Genomic DNA, 15,345 nt, shown 5'->3' on the forward strand with positions numbered 1-15,345 from the left:
AGCGAAATCAAGGAGGAGGGGCGAAGCCCCGGGGGACATTCGCGGAGGGAAGTACCCGGTGGCCTGGGCACGCGCCCTGAATCAGCCGCCGTACAACCAGGGCTGATCGAGCAACCGGGAGCCCAGCAAGCGCATCGCCATGTCGCGCCCGAAGCGCACCGCACCCGTGGCATGAAAGATCTCGCCATTGCGACGCGCCCTCGCCTGCACCTGCGCGTTGCGTTCCCAGCGCGCCTCGGCATAGCGCGCGAACGCAGCCGGCACACCCAACGCCGAGGCATCGCCCAGGGCATCCGCCAAAGCGACCGCATCCTCGATCGCCATGCCAGCGCCTTGCGCGAGGTACGGCACCATCGGATGCGCAGCATCGCCCACCAGCGCCACGCGCTCGTGCGCCATGTCGCCAGGCCCAGCCACGGGCGCACGGTCACTCAGCGTCCAGGCGCGCCAACTCGGCATCGCATCGAGCAGCGCCTGCAGACTCGCACAACTGCGACCCATCGCCTGCTTCAAGGCCACAAGGCTGCTGGCCTGATCCCAATCGCGCGCATCACCCGCGGGTGCAGATTCGGCAATCACGACGACGTTGAGCGCATCCCCCGCGCGCACCGGGTACGCAACCGCATGCAAACGCGGCCCGAGCCACACATCCACACGCGAACGACGCAACGCCGCAGGCAGGTCGGCCTGACGCACCAACGCACGCCAGGCCGTGTGGCCCGTCACGCGCGGCGGCGCTTCGGCGGATGCGGATTCAAGCTGCGCCCGCACCAGGCTCCACAGGCCATCGGCCCCCACCAGCGCCTCGCCCTCCCACGCACGCGCGTCGGTGCTCGAGACGCAGACGAGGTCGTCGCTGGTCTCGACCTGCCGGATGCGCGCGGCCGTGACCAGCGAGCCCGTGCCCTGCGCGCGCACGGCATCGAGCAGCAGCGTGTGCAGGTCGGCGCGGTGTACGCAGCAGTACGGTGCGCCGTAGCGCTGCTGCATGGCATCGCCCAGCGGCATGCGGGCCAGTTCGGCGCCGCTGCCGGCGCTGTGGACCACCAGCGCCTCGGGGCGCGCCGCGATGGCTGCGAGGCCGCGGCCGAGGTCGAGTTGTTGAAGGCGGCGGGTGGCGTTGGGGCCGAGCTGCACGCCAGCGCCGATTTCGCCGAAGTCGGTGGCCTGTTCGAAGACGTCGGCGCGGTGGTGGGCGCGAGACAGCGCCAGCGCCGTGGCCAGCCCTCCGATCCCGCCCCCGGCGACGAGGATGTGCGCGGGCATCGGACTCAGCGTCCGGTGCTGGGCGTGGTGGAGGTCAGCGCGGGGCTGCTGTGGCTGTCGGCCGGGTCGGCGCCAGCGGGTTTCTTGGGGGCACAGCTGCCGCAGCTGTCGCACGAGCCGCAGCCCGAGGTCTTGGCCAGCGAGGCGGCAAGCTGATCGGCGCGGGCCTGATCGATGAGGCCCGCGCGCTGCGTGCCGGCCGCGAACTTGCGCGCGGCGCCACGGCGCCAGCCGGCAGGCATCCAGCGCCAGACCGCGTAGAGCGCGGCGGCCGCGACGATCAATCCGACGATCAGTTGCTGTGTCATGTCTTCTTCAACCCTTTCCCTGTGGTTTTACCCCGCGCCGAAAGCGAGTGCAATGCGATAGGTCAAGAAGCATGCCACGTATGCCAGGGCGAATAAGTAGCCCGCCATGATCCACACGTATTTCCAGGAGCCGGTTTCACGCTTCACGGCCGCCAGCGTCGAGATGCACTGCGGCGCGAACACGTACCAGACCAGCAACGACAGCGCGGTCGCCAGCGACCAGCTGCCGGCGATGAGCGGCTCCAGCGCGCTGGCCACGTCGTCGCCAGTGGCCGAGAGCGCATACACCGTGCCCAGCGCGCCCACCGCGACTTCGCGCGCGGCCATGCCCGGCACCAACGCGATGGAGATCTGCCAGTTGAAGCCGATGGGCGCAAAGATGTGCTCCAGCCCGCGGCCGATCATGCCGGCCAGGCTGTGCTGGATGGCAGGGCCGGTCGCGCCTTCGGGCGGCGACGGGAAGGTCGACAGGAACCACAGCAGGATCGTGAGCGTGAGGATGATCGTGCCTACGCGCTGGATGAAGATCCACGCCCGCTCGTACAGCCCCAGCGCCAGGTTGCGCAGGTTCGGCCAGCGGTAGGCCGGCAGCTCCATCAAGAGCGGCGAGTGCTTCGTGCTGTCGCGGAAGCGCTTCATCACCCAGGCCACAGCCATCGCCGAGACGATGCCGAACACGTACAGCGCGAACAGCACCACGCCCTGCAGGTTGAAGATGCCGCCCACCTCGCGCGCCGGAATGAAGGCCGCGATGAGCAGCGCATACACCGGCAGCCGCGCCGAGCAGGTCATGAGCGGCGCGATCATGATGGTCGTGATGCGGTCGCGCCAGTTGCTGATGGTGCGCGTGGCCATCACGCCCGGAATGGCGCAGGCAAAGCTCGACAGCAGCGGAATGAACGAGCGGCCCGACAGGCCCACGGTGCCCATCAGGCGGTCGAGCAGGAAGGCCGCGCGCGGCAGGTAGCCGGAGTCTTCGAGCGCGAGGATGAACAGGAACAGGATCAGGATCTGCGGCAGGAACACGATCACGCCGCCCACGCCCGCGATCACGCCGTCGACCAGCAGGCTCTGCAGCATGCCTTCGGGCATGTGCGTCTTGATGAGGTTGCCCAGCCCTTCGGTGCCGGCCTTGATGGCGTCCATCGGCACGTTGGCCCAGCTGAACACGGCCTGGAACATCAGGAACATGGTGACCGCCAGCACCAGCATGCCCCACACCGGGTGCATCACGACGCGGTCAATGCGGTCGCTGGTGTCCAGGCTGCCCACGGGCTCCTTCACGGCCAGGCCGAGGATGCGGCGCACCTCGCGCTGCGTGGCGAGCACGTCGTCCAGGCCGGGCGCCTTCCAGGGCTGGGGCGCCGCGGCGGCGACCGGTGCGTCGAGCGCCTCGAGCAGGTTCTTCGCGCCGCCGGTGTGGACACCCACGGTCTCGATCACCGGCACACCGAGTTCGCGCGAGAGCACGGCGGTGTCGACCGCGATGCCCTGCTTCTTGGCCATGTCGGTCATGTTGAGCGCCACCACCATCGGCAGGCCGAGCTGGCGCGCTTCGAGCACCAGCCGCAGGTTCAGGCGCAGGTTGGTGGCGTCGGTCACACACACGAGCAGGTCGGGCAGCGCTTCCTGCGCCTGGCCGGTGACGATGTCGCGCGTGACGGCTTCGTCGGCGCTCAGCGCGTTCAGGCTGTAGGCGCCCGGCAGGTCGAGCACGAACACGCGGCGGCCGGTGGGCGTGCGCAGCGTGCCTTCCTTGCGCTCGACGGTCACGCCGGCGTAGTTGGCGACCTTCTGGCGGCTGCCGGTCAGCAGGTTGAACAGCGCGGTCTTGCCGCAGTTGGGGTTGCCCAGCAGCGCGATGCGCGCGGGCTGCGCGGTGGCGCCGAGGCGGCCCGGCCCCTGGATGACGGCTTCAACCATGGTTCGCGGCCCCCGGCGTGACGTGGATCAGCGCGGCCTCGTGGCGGCGCAGCGCGAAGGTGGTGTGGCCCAGGCGCACGGCCAGCGGCTCGCGGCCCGGGGTGCCCGTGGCGACGATGCGCACGGCCTCGCCCGGCACGAAGCCGATTTCGGTCAGGCGCAGCACCAGCTCGCGGTCGTCCGCGCTGTCGGGGCGGGCCACGTCGAGCACGGTGGCCCACTGATGGGACGGAAGCTGGTCGAGGCTCAGCGCGGTGGTGGTCGGCGCTGCGCCGAGGTCGTTGTTTCGCACGGTGGAGGTGCGCCCCCCGGAAACCCCGGGGCACGCCAGTAAGCAAAAGCCAGATGCTAGCAATTCTCACTCGCGAAAACCTGACCAACCCCAAAAAGTCCCGGGTCAGCCGGAAATGAGCGCGTCCCCCGGGGCCGGACTCAGTTCAGTCCGAGCATCCCGCGCAGCTTGGACAGGTCTTCGGCCAGCGTGTTCACCCGGCCGGCCAGCATCTTGCGGTCGCGCTCGGTGAGCTTCGAATAGGTTTCGAAGCCGCCGTCGGCCGTGCGGTACTTGGCCAGCGTGTCGAACACCACCTTGAAGTTGGCGTCGGCCTTCTCGGCAAACGGCTTGTCCTGCTTCACGACCAGCGGGCGCAGCAGCTCGACGATCTTGTAGGCGCCCTCGAAGTTCGACTGGAAGTCCCACAGGTCGGTGTGGCTGTAGCGGTTTTCCTCGCCGGAGATCTTGGTGGCGGCCACCTCTTCCATCAGCACGGCGGCGCCGCCCACGACCTTCTCGGGCGGGAAGGTCAGCGCGCCCAGGCGCTTTTGCAGTTCCAGCACGTCGGCCAGCAGCTTGTCGGCCACGGGATTCAGGTCCTTGGTGCTCTTGAGCGTCCACAGGCTGTACTCGATGCGGTGGAAGCCGATGAAGGCCGGGTCTTTCTCGGCCTTCTCGTGGTCGTCCGCGCGCGAGTCGATCGACTGGTCGAGGTCGGTGAACAGCTCGGCCACGGGCTCCACGCGTTCGTAGCTGGTGCGCGTGGGCGCGTAGAGCTTCTTGGCCTTCTCGATGTCGCCGGCCTTCACGGCGGCGGTGAACACGCGCACGTCGGCGGCCAGCTTGCGCACGTTTTGCGTCACGTAGATCTTGTAGTCCGAGATCGGACCGACCAGCTCGAGCGGCGACACGGCGGCCTGCGCGCCGACGGCGTAGAGCCCGGCAAAGCCTGCGACGAAAGCGGCGAGGAAGCGGCGGCGGAACTGCACGGTCATGGATCTCCTTGGATGCGGTGCGGTGGTGATGAAAAAGGGAGCGATCAGGCGGCCAGCAGGCTGCGCCCGAGCCAGTCGTCGGTGCCCTGCACGCCGGGCAGCGTGAAGAAGAAGCCGCCGCCGATGGGCTTGATGTATTCCTCGAGCGGCTCGCCATCGAGGCGCGTCTGCACGGCGACAAAGCCCTTCTCGAGGTCGGCCTGGTAGCAGATGAACAGCAGGCCCATTTCGAGCTGGCCCGACTTGGTGACGCCGTTCGAATAGTTGAAGGGCCGGCGCAGCATCAGGTTGGCGTCCGAGGCCTTGGTGCGCGGGTTCGCCAGGCGGATGTGCGCGTCCATCGGCGTCGCCTTGCCTTCGGGGTCCTTGGTGTAGTCGGGCACGTCATGCTCGGTCTTGCCGCCGTCCAGCGGCGCGCCGCTGGGTTTCAGGCGGCCCATGATGGCCTCCTGCTCCTGCAGCGGTGTGCGGTCCCAGCGCTCGACGAAGTTGCGGATGATGCGCACCGCCTGGTAGCTGCCGCCCACGGCCCAGGCGGGCTCGTCGCCGTTCGGCTGCACCCAGACGTGCTTGTTCATGAGCGTGTCGTCGGCCGAGTCGGGGTTGGCCGAGCCGTCGCGAAAACCGAGGAAGTTGCGTGCGCTCTCCGCCGGCTGGCCCGCCACGGCCGGGATCGGCGGCACGGAGCCTTCCTGCTTCCAGTGCAACACCAGCAGGTCGGGCGTGTTCTTGATGATGTCGCGCAGCGCGTGAATGTTGGTGTCGGGCGTGTTGGCGCAGAACTGGATCGACAGGTCACCGTGGCACAGCGCGGCATCGAGCGCGTCGTTCGGATGGCGCTGCATCGGCTTCAGGCGCAGCGGCTTCTTCTTGTCGAGGCCGAAGCGCTCGTCGAACAGCGAGGCACCGACCGACACCGTCACGGTCAGCCCGTCGGGCTGCACCACCGGGCCGAGGATGCCGGAGCCCGCGGGCGGCAGCTTGGGGTCGGGATCGGTCTGCGGACCGCCCTGCGTGAGGAAGGCGATGCGCTCGGTGAGCGTGCGCATCAGCCGCTCCAGGTCGGCGCGGTTCTCGGCCAGCACGTAGAACGAGGCGATCATGCCGGCCGTGGGGCGCGGCGTGACCACGCCCGCCTGGTGCTTGCCGCGAAAGGGCACGCGGTCTTGCGTGTGGGTGCTCTGCGGGGCGTCGGTGACTTGCGCGCCGGCGTCGGGCGCGCCCGGAATGGCCGCGCCGGCACGCGCGCTGGCGGCGAGCCCGGCAAAGGCCACGCCTGCGGCGCCGAGCATGCGGCGGCGGTGCGGCGAGGCGGGATGTCCCGCGACGGGGTCGTTCTTCTTCGTCGGTTCCATGGGGTCGTCGTTCTCTCTCAACTCATTCCAGACCGAGCGCGGCGTTCACCTTGCCCAGTTCCTCGGCCAGCGCACGCACCGGCACGGCCAGCGCCTGGCGCTGCGCGTCGTCCAGCGGCGCGGGCTGGAAGCCTTCGCCGGCGCGGTACGGCGCCAATGCGGCGTCGAAGGCGGCAAAGCGCTCGTCCACGGCCTTCTGCTGCGCGGGCGCGGCCTTCACGAGCAGCGGCTGCAGCAGGTCGGCGATCTTCTTCGTGCCTTCGTAGCTGCCCTGCAGGTTCACCAGCTCGGCATGGCCGTAGTGGTCTTCGCCGCCGGCCGGCAGGTTGTCGGCCACGCGGCGCAGCAGCTTCGAGGCGGCGCTGGCGAGCCGCTCGGGCGGCACGCTCAACTCGCGCAGGCGCGCCTGCAGCGTCTCGGTGTCGGCCAGCAACTGGTCGAGAACCGGGGCCAGCGCCTTCGCGTCGCCCTGGCCGTACAGCGCGTACTCGATGCGATGGAAGCCGCTGAAGCCCGGGTCGGCCTCGCGCTTCTCGAAGTAGTCGGCGCGGGCGTTGATGCGCGCGTCGAGGTCGGCGAACAGCTCGGCCATCGGCTCGATGCGCTTGTAGGCCTGGTGGGCCGGTGCGTAGAGCGCGCGCGCCTGCGCCAGGTCGCCGGCCTTGACGGCATCGGCCAGCGCGCGAACTGCGTCGTCGAGCGTGGCGGCCTCCAGCCGCAGGAACACCTGGTACTCGGCCAGCGCGCCCACGTAGTTGACGAGCGAGGGCCGCGCCTCCTCGGCCAGCGAGGCCGCCGACGGCGTGACGTGCAGCTTGCCGCGCGGGTTGCTCAGCAGGCCGCAGGTGATGGCGAAATCGCCCGGCGAGAGCTTGACCGTCATGGTCTGCGAGAAGCCGGGCGCGATGTTCTCGCGCTCTTCGACCACCATCACGCCGTCGAGAATTTCCCATTCGAGCGCGCGGTTCGACTGGTTCACGATGGTGAAGGTCGTGCGCCCCGCAGGCACGGTGATCTCGTTCGGCTCGCAGGCATTGCCGCGGATCGTGACGGTGACGGCATGGTCGACCGCCTTGGGCGGCGCCTTGCGCGCCTCATTCGAGGCGTACCAGAAGGCCGCGAGGCCGGCGACGACCAGCAGCGCCGAGGCGCCCACGGCGACGCGCATGAGCGTCGATGACGAAGAAGAAGAGGAAGAAGACATCGGGAAAAAAGATCAGCCGGCAGTCGCCGTGCGCGGCGCCGCAGCAGCCGCCGGGCGCAGGAAGAAGAACAGGGCCACGGCCAGGAAGGCCAGGTAGACGATCACCTCGCCCACCACGGGCGCGGCCTGGTAGCCCAGCAGGCCCGACAGCACGGCGCCCACGGGGCTGTCCATCGGCAGGGTTTCGCTCATGTCGAACACCACGGTCTGCAGCTGGTTCCACACGCCGGCCTCGTGCAGCTTGCGCAGCACGCCGGCCAGCAGCCCGGCCGCGACCAGCAGGATGAACAGGCCCGTGAAGCGGAAGAAGCGGCGCAGGTCGAGCCGCACGCCGCCCGAATAGATGCCCCAGCCGACCACCACCGACACGGCGATGCCCGCGAGCGCGCCCACGGGCGCTTCCCAGCCGGTGCTCTGCTGGAACACGGCCAGCAGGAAGAAGACCGACTCCAGCCCCTCGCGCGCGACCGCCAGGAACACCATGCCGATGAGCGCCCAGCCCTGCCCGTCGGCATGCTGCGCCAGCGCCTTGTCGATCGACGCGTGCAGCTCGCCCTTGATGGAGCGGGCCGCCTTGCGCATCCAGAACACCATCGTGGTCAGCATGACCACGGCGATGAGCCCCACCACGCCTTCGAACAGCTCCTGCTGCTTCTGCGGAAACTCGGCCGCCAGCAGTTGCAGGCCGGCGCCGGCGAACAGCGACAGCGCGGTGGCCAGCAGCACGCCGACCCACACCGCGGGCATCAGCACGCCGCGACCGCTTTGTTTCAGGTAACTGGCAACGATGCCGACGATGAGCGCGGCCTCGATGCCTTCGCGCAGCATGATGAGAAAGGGAATGAGCATCTCGGAACAGAAGAACGTCCTTTGAAAATGCCCCGATATGGTGCATTTTTCAAAGAACGGCCCGAGGATACCCCATCAAATAAGATTTATTCTCAATTAGGGGTATTCGACCCCGCCCCGCTCACAAGGGCAGTTCGACGATGCGCGCGCTGACGGTGTCGCCGTCGACGATCAGTTCGGCCACGGCGATAGGCAGCTTGAATCGGCGCGGGCCGGCGCTGCCCGGGTTGACGTAGAGCACGCCGTCGCGTTCTTCGACCTTGGGTTGGTGCGAGTGGCCGGAGATCACGACACGCACGCCGGCACCGGCGGGGTCGATGTCGATCTGAGAAAGGTCGTGGATCGCGTAGACATACGCGTCGCCGACCTTCAGGAATGCCGTCTCTGGAATGGCCCCGGCCCACGCCTCACGGTCGTTGTTGCCGCGCACCACCGTCAGCGGCGCGATCGCCGCGAGGGCGTCGAGGATGCCGGCGTCGCCGATGTCCCCGCCGTGCACGATGAAGTCGCTGCCCTGCAAGGCCGCCACGGCCTGCGGGCGCAGCAGGCCGTGGGTGTCGGAGATGAGCCCGACGCGGATCAAGCGATCAGGCCGCCAGCAGCTGCCGCAGCACGAACGGCAGGATGCCGCCGTGCTTGTAGTAGTCGACCTCGATCGGCGTGTCGATGCGCAGGCGCACCGTCACCTCCTGGTGCGTGCCGTCGGCGCGGTGCACGACCAGCTTCACGTCCATCTGCGGCTTGAGTTCGCCGCCGATCACGACGTCGATCTTTTCCTCGCCCGTGAGGCCCAGCGTCTGCCACGAGTCGGCGCCGCGGAACTGCAGCGGCAGCACGCCCATGCCGACCAGGTTGGCGCGGTGGATGCGCTCGAAGCTGCGCGCCACCACGGCCTTGATGCCCAAGAGCTGCGTGCCCTTGGCGGCCCAGTCGCGCGACGAGCCGGTGCCGTACTCCTCGCCGCCGAACACGATGGTGGGCGTGCCCGCTTCCATGTACTTCATGGCGGCGTCGTAGATGAACATCTTTTCGCCGCCCGGCTGGAACAGCGTGACGCCGCCCTCTTCCTGCGTGCCGTTGGCGTCCGGCGGAATCATCAGGTTCTTGATGCGCACGTTGGCGAAGGTGCCGCGCACCATCACGTCGTGGTTGCCGCGGCGCGAGCCGTAGCTGTTGAAGTCGGCCTTGGGCACGCCGTGCGCCTTGAGCCAGATGCCCGCGGGCGAGCTTTCCTTGATGGAGCCGGCCGGCGAGATGTGGTCGGTGGTGATCGAGTCGCCGAACAGCGCCATGACGCGCGCGCCCTGGATGCCCGCGTCCGACGCGTGCGGCTGCATCTGGAAGCCTTCGAAGAACGGCGGCTCGGCGATGTAGGTCGAGGTGGGCCAGTCGTACACCTGGCCGGTCGTGCCCTTGATGCTCGTCCAGAACTTGCCCGGATCGCTCTTGACCTTCTCGTAGTTCGCGCGGAACGACTTGGCGTTCATCGCGAAACGCAGGTTGTCGTCGATCTCCTTCGGCGTGGGCCAGATGTCGCCCAGGTACACGTCCTTGCCGCCCTTGCCCTTGCCCACGGGCTGGGTCATGAGGTCGGTCATCACGTTGCCCGCGATGGCAAAAGCCACCACCAGCGGCGGCGAGGCCAGGAAGTTGGCCTTCAGGTTCGGATGGATGCGCGCCTCGAAGTTGCGGTTGCCCGAGAGCACGGCCGCGCCGATGAGGTCGTTCTTGGTGATGGCTTCATTGATCTCGGGCGTGAGGTCGCCGGCGTTGCCGATGCAGGTGGTGCAGCCGTAGCCCGCGAGGTAGAAGCCCAGCTTCTCCAGGTACGGCAAGAGGCCCGCCTTCTCGAGGTATTCGGTGACGATGCGCGAGCCCGGGGCCAGCGAGGTCTTGATGTGCGGCTGCACCTTCAGGCCCGCTTCCACCGCCTTCTTGGCCAGGATGCCGGCCGCGAGCATCACGCTCGGGTTGGAGGTGTTGGTGCACGAGGTGATGGCCGCAATGAGCACGTCGCCGTTGCCGATGGTGACGTCGCCCTTGGGCGCCGACGGCGCCGTGGCGCTGGTGTGGGCCGCGGCCTTGGTCGAGCGGTTGGCCACCATCTCGATGACCGGGCGCGGCGAGCCGGGCGGCGGCGGGGGCACTTCGGTGTCGCCGCTCTGGCCTTCGCGCGTCAGCGCGTAGCGCTGCTTGAGTTTGTCGGCCGGCTGGTTGAAGCCGTTGGCGTCGTTGGGCTTGCTGTACAGCTCGGCGAACTTGGTCGACAGGTCGCCCAGGTTGATGCGGTCTTGCGGGCGCTTGGGGCCGGCCAGGCTGGGCGAGACGGTGCCCAGGTCGAGCTTGACGACCTTGGTGTAGTCGATGTCGCCCGGCGCGGGCATGCCGAACAGGCCCTGCGCCTTGTAGTAGGCGGCGAAGCGCTCCACTTCCTCCTTGGTGCGGCCGGTGCCTTCGAAGTAGGCCACGGTCATCTCGTCGACCGGGAAGAAGCCCATGGTGGCGCCGTACTCGGGCGCCATGTTGCCGATGGTGGCGCGGTCGGGCACGGCGATGGACGCGGCACCGGGGCCGAAGAACTCGACGAACTTGCCCACCACCTTTTCGGCCCGCAGGATCGAGGTGACGTACAGCACCAGGTCGGTGGCCGTGACGCCTTCGCGCAGCTTGCCGGTGAGCTCGAAGCCCACCACGTCAGGCGTGAGCATGTAGACCGGCTGGCCCAGCATGGCAGCCTCGGCCTCGATGCCGCCCACGCCCCAGCCGACCACGCCGATGCCATTGATCATGGTGGTGTGGCTGTCGGTGCCCACCAGCGAGTCGGGGTAGTACACCGGCGTGTCGCTCTTGTCGGCCGGGCTCTTGTAGACGCCGCGCGCAAAGTACTCGAGGTTGACCTGGTGCACGATGCCGAAGCCCGGCGGCACGACGCCGAAGGTGTCGAAGGCCTGCATGCCCCACTTCATGAACTGGTAGCGCTCGTTGTTGCGCTGGAACTCCAGCTTCATGTTCAGGTCGAGCGCCTTGGGCGTGCCGTAGTAGTCGACCATCACCGAGTGGTCGACCACCAGGTCGACGGGCACCAGCGGCTCGATGGTCTTGGGCGACTTGTTCAGCTTGGCGGCCACGCTGCGCATGGCGGCCAGGTCGGCCAGCAGCGGCACGCCGGTGAAGTCCTGCAGCACCACGCGGGTGACGACAAAGGGAATTTCGTCGGTGCGCTCGGCGTTGGGCGCCCAGTGGGCCAGCTCTTCGACGTGCTTGGCCGACACCTTCTGGCCGTCGCAGTTGCGCAGCACCGACTCGAGCACGATGCGGATCGACACCGGCAGGCGCTCCACCGAGGGGTACTGCTTGGCCAGTTCCTTCAGCGACCAGTACTTGCCGGACTTGCCCGACGCGGTCTTGAAGGTCTTGAGGGTGGACGCAAACGCGTGCGCCGGGGCTTTGGCCATGAGAAGACTCCTGTGTGTTCGTGGAAGCCTCTCAAGGATAGCGAGGTTCGATGTCAGTGGCTGTAGTCGGTCTTCCTTGTCGGGCTCTCCCGGAACTATCGTTCTCATAGCGAAAACGCCCGCCGCACGGGGTGCGGCGGGCGTGGAGCGGACGGTCGTCAGGCGTTCAGGCCATCGCCATCTGGGCACTGGCCCGGGTGCGGCGCAGGCCGGTCCATTGCAGCTCGGCCAGCACGACCACGCACAACGCCTGCGCCAGCACCCAGGCCGTGCCGAGCGCGGTGACCGCGAACACGCCGCTCACCAGCAGCGCCACGCAGGCCACGGCCCAGGCGAAGTTGCCGACGACCACGAGGCCGATCAGCGTGCGCGGCGGCGTGCGGCGGCTGGCCATGAAGGCGGCGGCGGCGGCGTAGGCCAGCAGGAACACGCCGGTGCCCATGAGCAGCCAGGCCGGCAGGCCGGTCAGGGAGGCAAGGACGTCGGTGAACGCCACCTGCAGCGCGCCGGTCGCGGCGCACGAAGCGGCATCGGCCCACATCACGTTCGACAGGAAGCGGGGGGAAGCGAAAACAGACATGTGGATCTCCTGGGTGGGTACGCGGCAGGCCAGTCCTGCTGCGTTGGGGTCGATGATTCCGCCGGGCGTGGATCGCGTCGATGACCTGGGAGGTCATGGCGCCGCGCCGCCGCCGCGCCAGAATGCGGCTCCATGAACACCCCCCGCACCCATTCGTCCAAGGCCGCCGCCGGCCTGCCCGGCGCGCGCGATCCGTTCGGCGCCCACCTGCGGCACTGGCGCACCCACCGCCGCCTGAGCCAGCTCGACCTGGCGCAGGAGGCCGAGGTTTCGACCCGCCACCTGAGCTACGTGGAAACCGGCCGCGCCGCGCCCAGCCGCGAGATGGTGCTGCGCCTGGCCGAGCGCCTGGACGTGCCGCTGCGCGAGCGCAACGCGCTGCTGGTGGCCGCCGGCTTCGCGCCCATGTACCGCCAGCGCTCGCTGGACGACCCCGCCATGGCCTCGGCGCGCCGCGCCATCGACCTCGTGCTGAAGGGCCACGAGCCCTTCCCCGCGCTGGCCGTGGACCGCCACTGGAACCTGGTGGCGCACAACGCGCTGGTGCCGCTGCTCATGGAAGGCTGCTCGGCCGAGCTGCTGAAGCCGCCCATCAACGTGCTGCGCCTGAGCCTGCACCCCGAGGGCGTGGCGCCGCGCATCGCAAACCTGGCGCAATGGCGCACGCACCTGCTGGAGCGGCTGCAGCAGCAGATCGCCGCCACCGGCGACACCGTGCTGCAGGCGCTGCACGACGAGCTGGAGGGCTACCCGCCGCCGGCCGTGAGCCACGACGCGCCGCTGCTCGACACCGCACTGTCGGCGGTGGCCGTGCCGTTCCAGGTGGTGATGCCCAGCGGCGTGCTGAGCTTCATCAGCACCATCACCATCTTCGGCACGCCGGTGGACGTCACGCTGCAGGAACTCGCGGTGGAGTCGTTCTTTCCGGCGGACGAGCAGACGGCGGCGGCGCTGACGGCACTGGCGGCGCAGCAGGCGCGCTGAGGCCGGCGCTGCCGTCCGCGTTGCGCGCCGGCCCTTCGAAGTCGTCGACCTGGATGACCTTGTCGGCCGCCTGCAGGTAGGCCAGCGCCAGCGCGGGGTCGCTGGCCGAGCGCGCGGCCTCGTCGAGCGATCGCGTGCGGCGCAGCACCTTGTTGAGCGCGGCCGTCTCCTCGCCCAGTTGCGCGCCGAGCGCCATCGCCTGCATCAGGTCGCGCAGGCCGCCCGGTCCGGGCTCCGACAGATCGGGCACGAGCCGCGCGACCACGTCCGGGCGCGTGCGCAGCAGCTCGGCCAGCGCCATCAGCTGCACATCGCGCAACGGTGCCAGGTGCGCGGTGCGGCGCAGCACCAGCGCGCCGAGCAGGCGCCGCCCCGGCGTCGGCAGGTTGGCGTACAGGTCGCGCAGGATCTTGCCGGCCTCGTCCAGCTGCAGCCGGATCGCCGCCTGCGCAAAGGGCAGCAGTTCGGGCGCCGCATCGACGCGGTAGCGCCACACGCAGGCGCTCGCCAGGTACAGGTGGGCCAGCACATCGCCCAGCCGCGCCGACAGTAGCTCCATGCGCTTGAGCTTGCCGCCGAGCAGCCCCATGGCGAGGTCGGCGGTGAGCGCGTACTTGGCGCTCATGCGCGCGATGAGCCGCGCTTCGGCCGCCAGCGCCTCGGGGGGATCGCCGAGCACCGGCGCGCCGAACAGGCTGTGCCACAGGTTGCGCGCCACATGCCGGCCGTGCGCAATGAGCGCCTTGCCCAGCGCCGTTTCGTCTTTGGCCTGCACCGCCGCCATCTCGTCGAGCACGTGCGGGTGGCAGCGCACCGCGCCCTGGCCGAACACGATGAGCGCGCGCGTGAGGATGTTCGCGCCCTCCACCGTGATCGCGATCGGCGCCTGCCGGTAGGCCACCCCGAGCAGGTTCGACGGGCCCGAGATGATCCCTTTGCCGCCGAGGATGTCCATGCCATGGTTGACCGCGCGCCGCCCGGCCTCGGTGAGCTGCACCTTGAGGATCGCGCTGGCCACGCTGGGCCGCTCGCCCTTGTCGAGCGCGGCCGCCGTGAAGCGCCGCGCGGCATCGGTCGCGTACAGCTGCGCCGACATCTGCGCGACCAGCCCCGCCACCGCATGGAACTTGCCCACCGGCAGGCCGAACTGCTCGCGGATCTGGCCGTAGGCGTTGCTCACGTACAGCGCGGTCTGCTGCATCGCCGAGCCCAGCGCGGGCAGCGAGATGGCGCGGCCCGCGGCCAGGCATTCCATCAGCATGCGCCAGCCCTGCCCCACCTGCGGCTCGCCGCCGATGACCCAATCCATCGGCACGAACACCTGCCGGCCGCGGATCGGGCCGTTCATGAAGGCGCTGTCCATCGGGCGGTGGCGCCGGCCGATCTCCATGCCCTCGTGCGGCACGGGAATCAGCGCGCAGGTGATGCCCAGCTCACGCTGGCTTTCGTCAATGGCATGGAACGCCAGCCCGACCACGGTGGCGACCGGCGCGAGCGTGATGTAGCGCTTGTCGAAATCGACCAGGAAGCCGCGCGTGCGCCGGCCCTGGAACTCGCGCTCGACGAGCACGCCGCGGTCCGGGATGGCGGCGGCGTCGGAGCCCGCGTAGGGCGAGGTCAGGCCGAAGCACGGCAGCTCGCGGCCGTCGGCCAGGCGCGGCAGGTAGTGGTCTTTCTGCGCGTCGGTGCCGTAGCGCAGCAGCAGCTCGGCCGGCCCGAGCGAGTTGGGCACCATCACCGTGACGGCCGTTGCCACGTTGACGCTCGCGATGCGCGCCACCACCGTGGCATGCGCGTAGTGCCCGAAGCCCAGACCGCCGAAGGCCTCGGGAATGATCATTCCGAAGAAGCGCTTCTCGCGCAGGAAGCGCCACACCTCGGGCGGCAGGTCGTGCGCCTGGTCGATGGCGTGGTCGTCGAGCATGCGGCACAGCGCGGGCACTTCGTTCGCCAGGAAGGCTTCTTCGCGCGCGCTGAGCTGGTTGGGGCCGGCGGCTGTCAGCGCATCGAAATCGGGACGCCCCGCGAAGAGCTGGCCCTCGAACCCGACCGTGCCGGCCTCCAGCGCGGCGCGCTCGGTGTCGCCCAGCGGCGGCAGGGCCTTGGAGAAAGGCTGCATCGCCCATCGGCCGATCAGGGTCGCCAGTGGCAT

Annotated in this window: 13 protein-coding genes; 1 reads left to right on the forward strand and 12 read right to left on the reverse strand. The window is 69.4% G+C overall.

From position 1 onward, the window contains the following. Positions 1 to 81: 81 nt before the first annotated feature. From AC1RGU_RS17835 to AC1RGU_RS17885, 11 genes are all read right to left on the reverse strand, one after another. Positions 82 to 1,266 carry an FAD-dependent monooxygenase gene (locus AC1RGU_RS17835; RefSeq protein ID WP_492697121.1) on the reverse strand — a complete coding sequence of 395 codons (1,185 nt, stop codon included), beginning with the start codon at positions 1,264 to 1,266 and terminating at the stop codon, positions 82 to 84. A 5-nt stretch (positions 1,267 to 1,271) separates the two neighbouring features. Next, positions 1,272 to 1,574, reverse strand: coding sequence for a DUF6587 family protein (locus AC1RGU_RS17840; RefSeq protein ID WP_062477175.1), 303 nt, complete (start codon positions 1,572 to 1,574; stop codon positions 1,272 to 1,274). A gap of 27 nt (positions 1,575 to 1,601) precedes the next feature. Beyond that, on the reverse strand, positions 1,602 to 3,497 hold the full coding sequence (gene feoB / locus AC1RGU_RS17845; RefSeq protein WP_492697123.1) for a ferrous iron transport protein B: 1,896 nt from the start codon (positions 3,495 to 3,497) through the stop codon (positions 1,602 to 1,604). After that, entirely contained in the window at positions 3,490 to 3,789 is a 300-nt protein-coding gene (locus AC1RGU_RS17850) for a FeoA family protein (RefSeq protein ID WP_070062301.1), read from the reverse strand. Before AC1RGU_RS17850 ends, feoB begins: the two co-directional genes overlap by 8 nt. A 140-nt stretch (positions 3,790 to 3,929) precedes the next feature. Continuing rightward, positions 3,930 to 4,766, reverse strand: coding sequence for an iron uptake system protein EfeO (gene efeO / locus AC1RGU_RS17855; RefSeq protein WP_082818180.1), 837 nt, complete (start codon positions 4,764 to 4,766; stop codon positions 3,930 to 3,932). 44 nt (positions 4,767 to 4,810) lie between these two features. After that, entirely contained in the window at positions 4,811 to 6,121 is a 1,311-nt protein-coding gene (gene efeB, locus AC1RGU_RS17860; protein ID WP_492697125.1) for an iron uptake transporter deferrochelatase/peroxidase subunit, read from the reverse strand. A gap of 22 nt (positions 6,122 to 6,143) precedes the next feature. After that, entirely contained in the window at positions 6,144 to 7,325 is a 1,182-nt protein-coding gene (efeO, locus tag AC1RGU_RS17865) for an iron uptake system protein EfeO (protein ID WP_492697127.1), read from the reverse strand. Positions 7,326 to 7,337: 12 nt separating this feature from the next. Further along, positions 7,338 to 8,174, reverse strand: coding sequence for an iron uptake transporter permease EfeU (efeU, locus tag AC1RGU_RS17870; RefSeq protein ID WP_099795612.1), 837 nt, complete (start codon positions 8,172 to 8,174; stop codon positions 7,338 to 7,340). Positions 8,175 to 8,295: 121 nt separating this feature from the next. Then, positions 8,296 to 8,757 carry a metallophosphoesterase family protein gene (locus AC1RGU_RS17875; protein WP_492697129.1) on the reverse strand — a complete coding sequence of 154 codons (462 nt, stop codon included), beginning with the start codon at positions 8,755 to 8,757 and terminating at the stop codon, positions 8,296 to 8,298. A gap of 4 nt (positions 8,758 to 8,761) precedes the next feature. Then, positions 8,762 to 11,629, reverse strand: coding sequence for an aconitate hydratase (locus tag AC1RGU_RS17880; RefSeq protein WP_159273228.1), 2,868 nt, complete (start codon positions 11,627 to 11,629; stop codon positions 8,762 to 8,764). 166 nt (positions 11,630 to 11,795) lie between these two features. Continuing rightward, the gene (locus AC1RGU_RS17885) at positions 11,796 to 12,209 is read right to left on the reverse strand and encodes a hypothetical protein (protein WP_492697131.1); all 414 of its coding nucleotides are present in this window, start codon (positions 12,207 to 12,209) and stop codon (positions 11,796 to 11,798) included. A 132-nt stretch (positions 12,210 to 12,341) separates the two neighbouring features. Here AC1RGU_RS17885 and AC1RGU_RS17890 point away from each other — a divergent pair, with 132 nt between their 5' ends. Next, positions 12,342 to 13,193, forward strand: a complete 852-nt coding sequence (locus AC1RGU_RS17890) for a helix-turn-helix domain-containing protein (protein WP_159273226.1) — start codon at positions 12,342 to 12,344, stop codon at positions 13,191 to 13,193. Here the strand turns inward: AC1RGU_RS17890 and AC1RGU_RS17895 are convergent. Beyond that, positions 13,099 to 15,345, reverse strand: coding sequence for an acyl-CoA dehydrogenase (locus tag AC1RGU_RS17895; RefSeq protein WP_492697133.1), 2,247 nt, complete (start codon positions 15,343 to 15,345; stop codon positions 13,099 to 13,101). The two genes, AC1RGU_RS17890 and AC1RGU_RS17895, sit on opposite strands and share 95 nt — an antisense overlap.

It is taken from the genome of Variovorax sp. GW823-FHT02B07 (genome assembly GCF_058797695.1).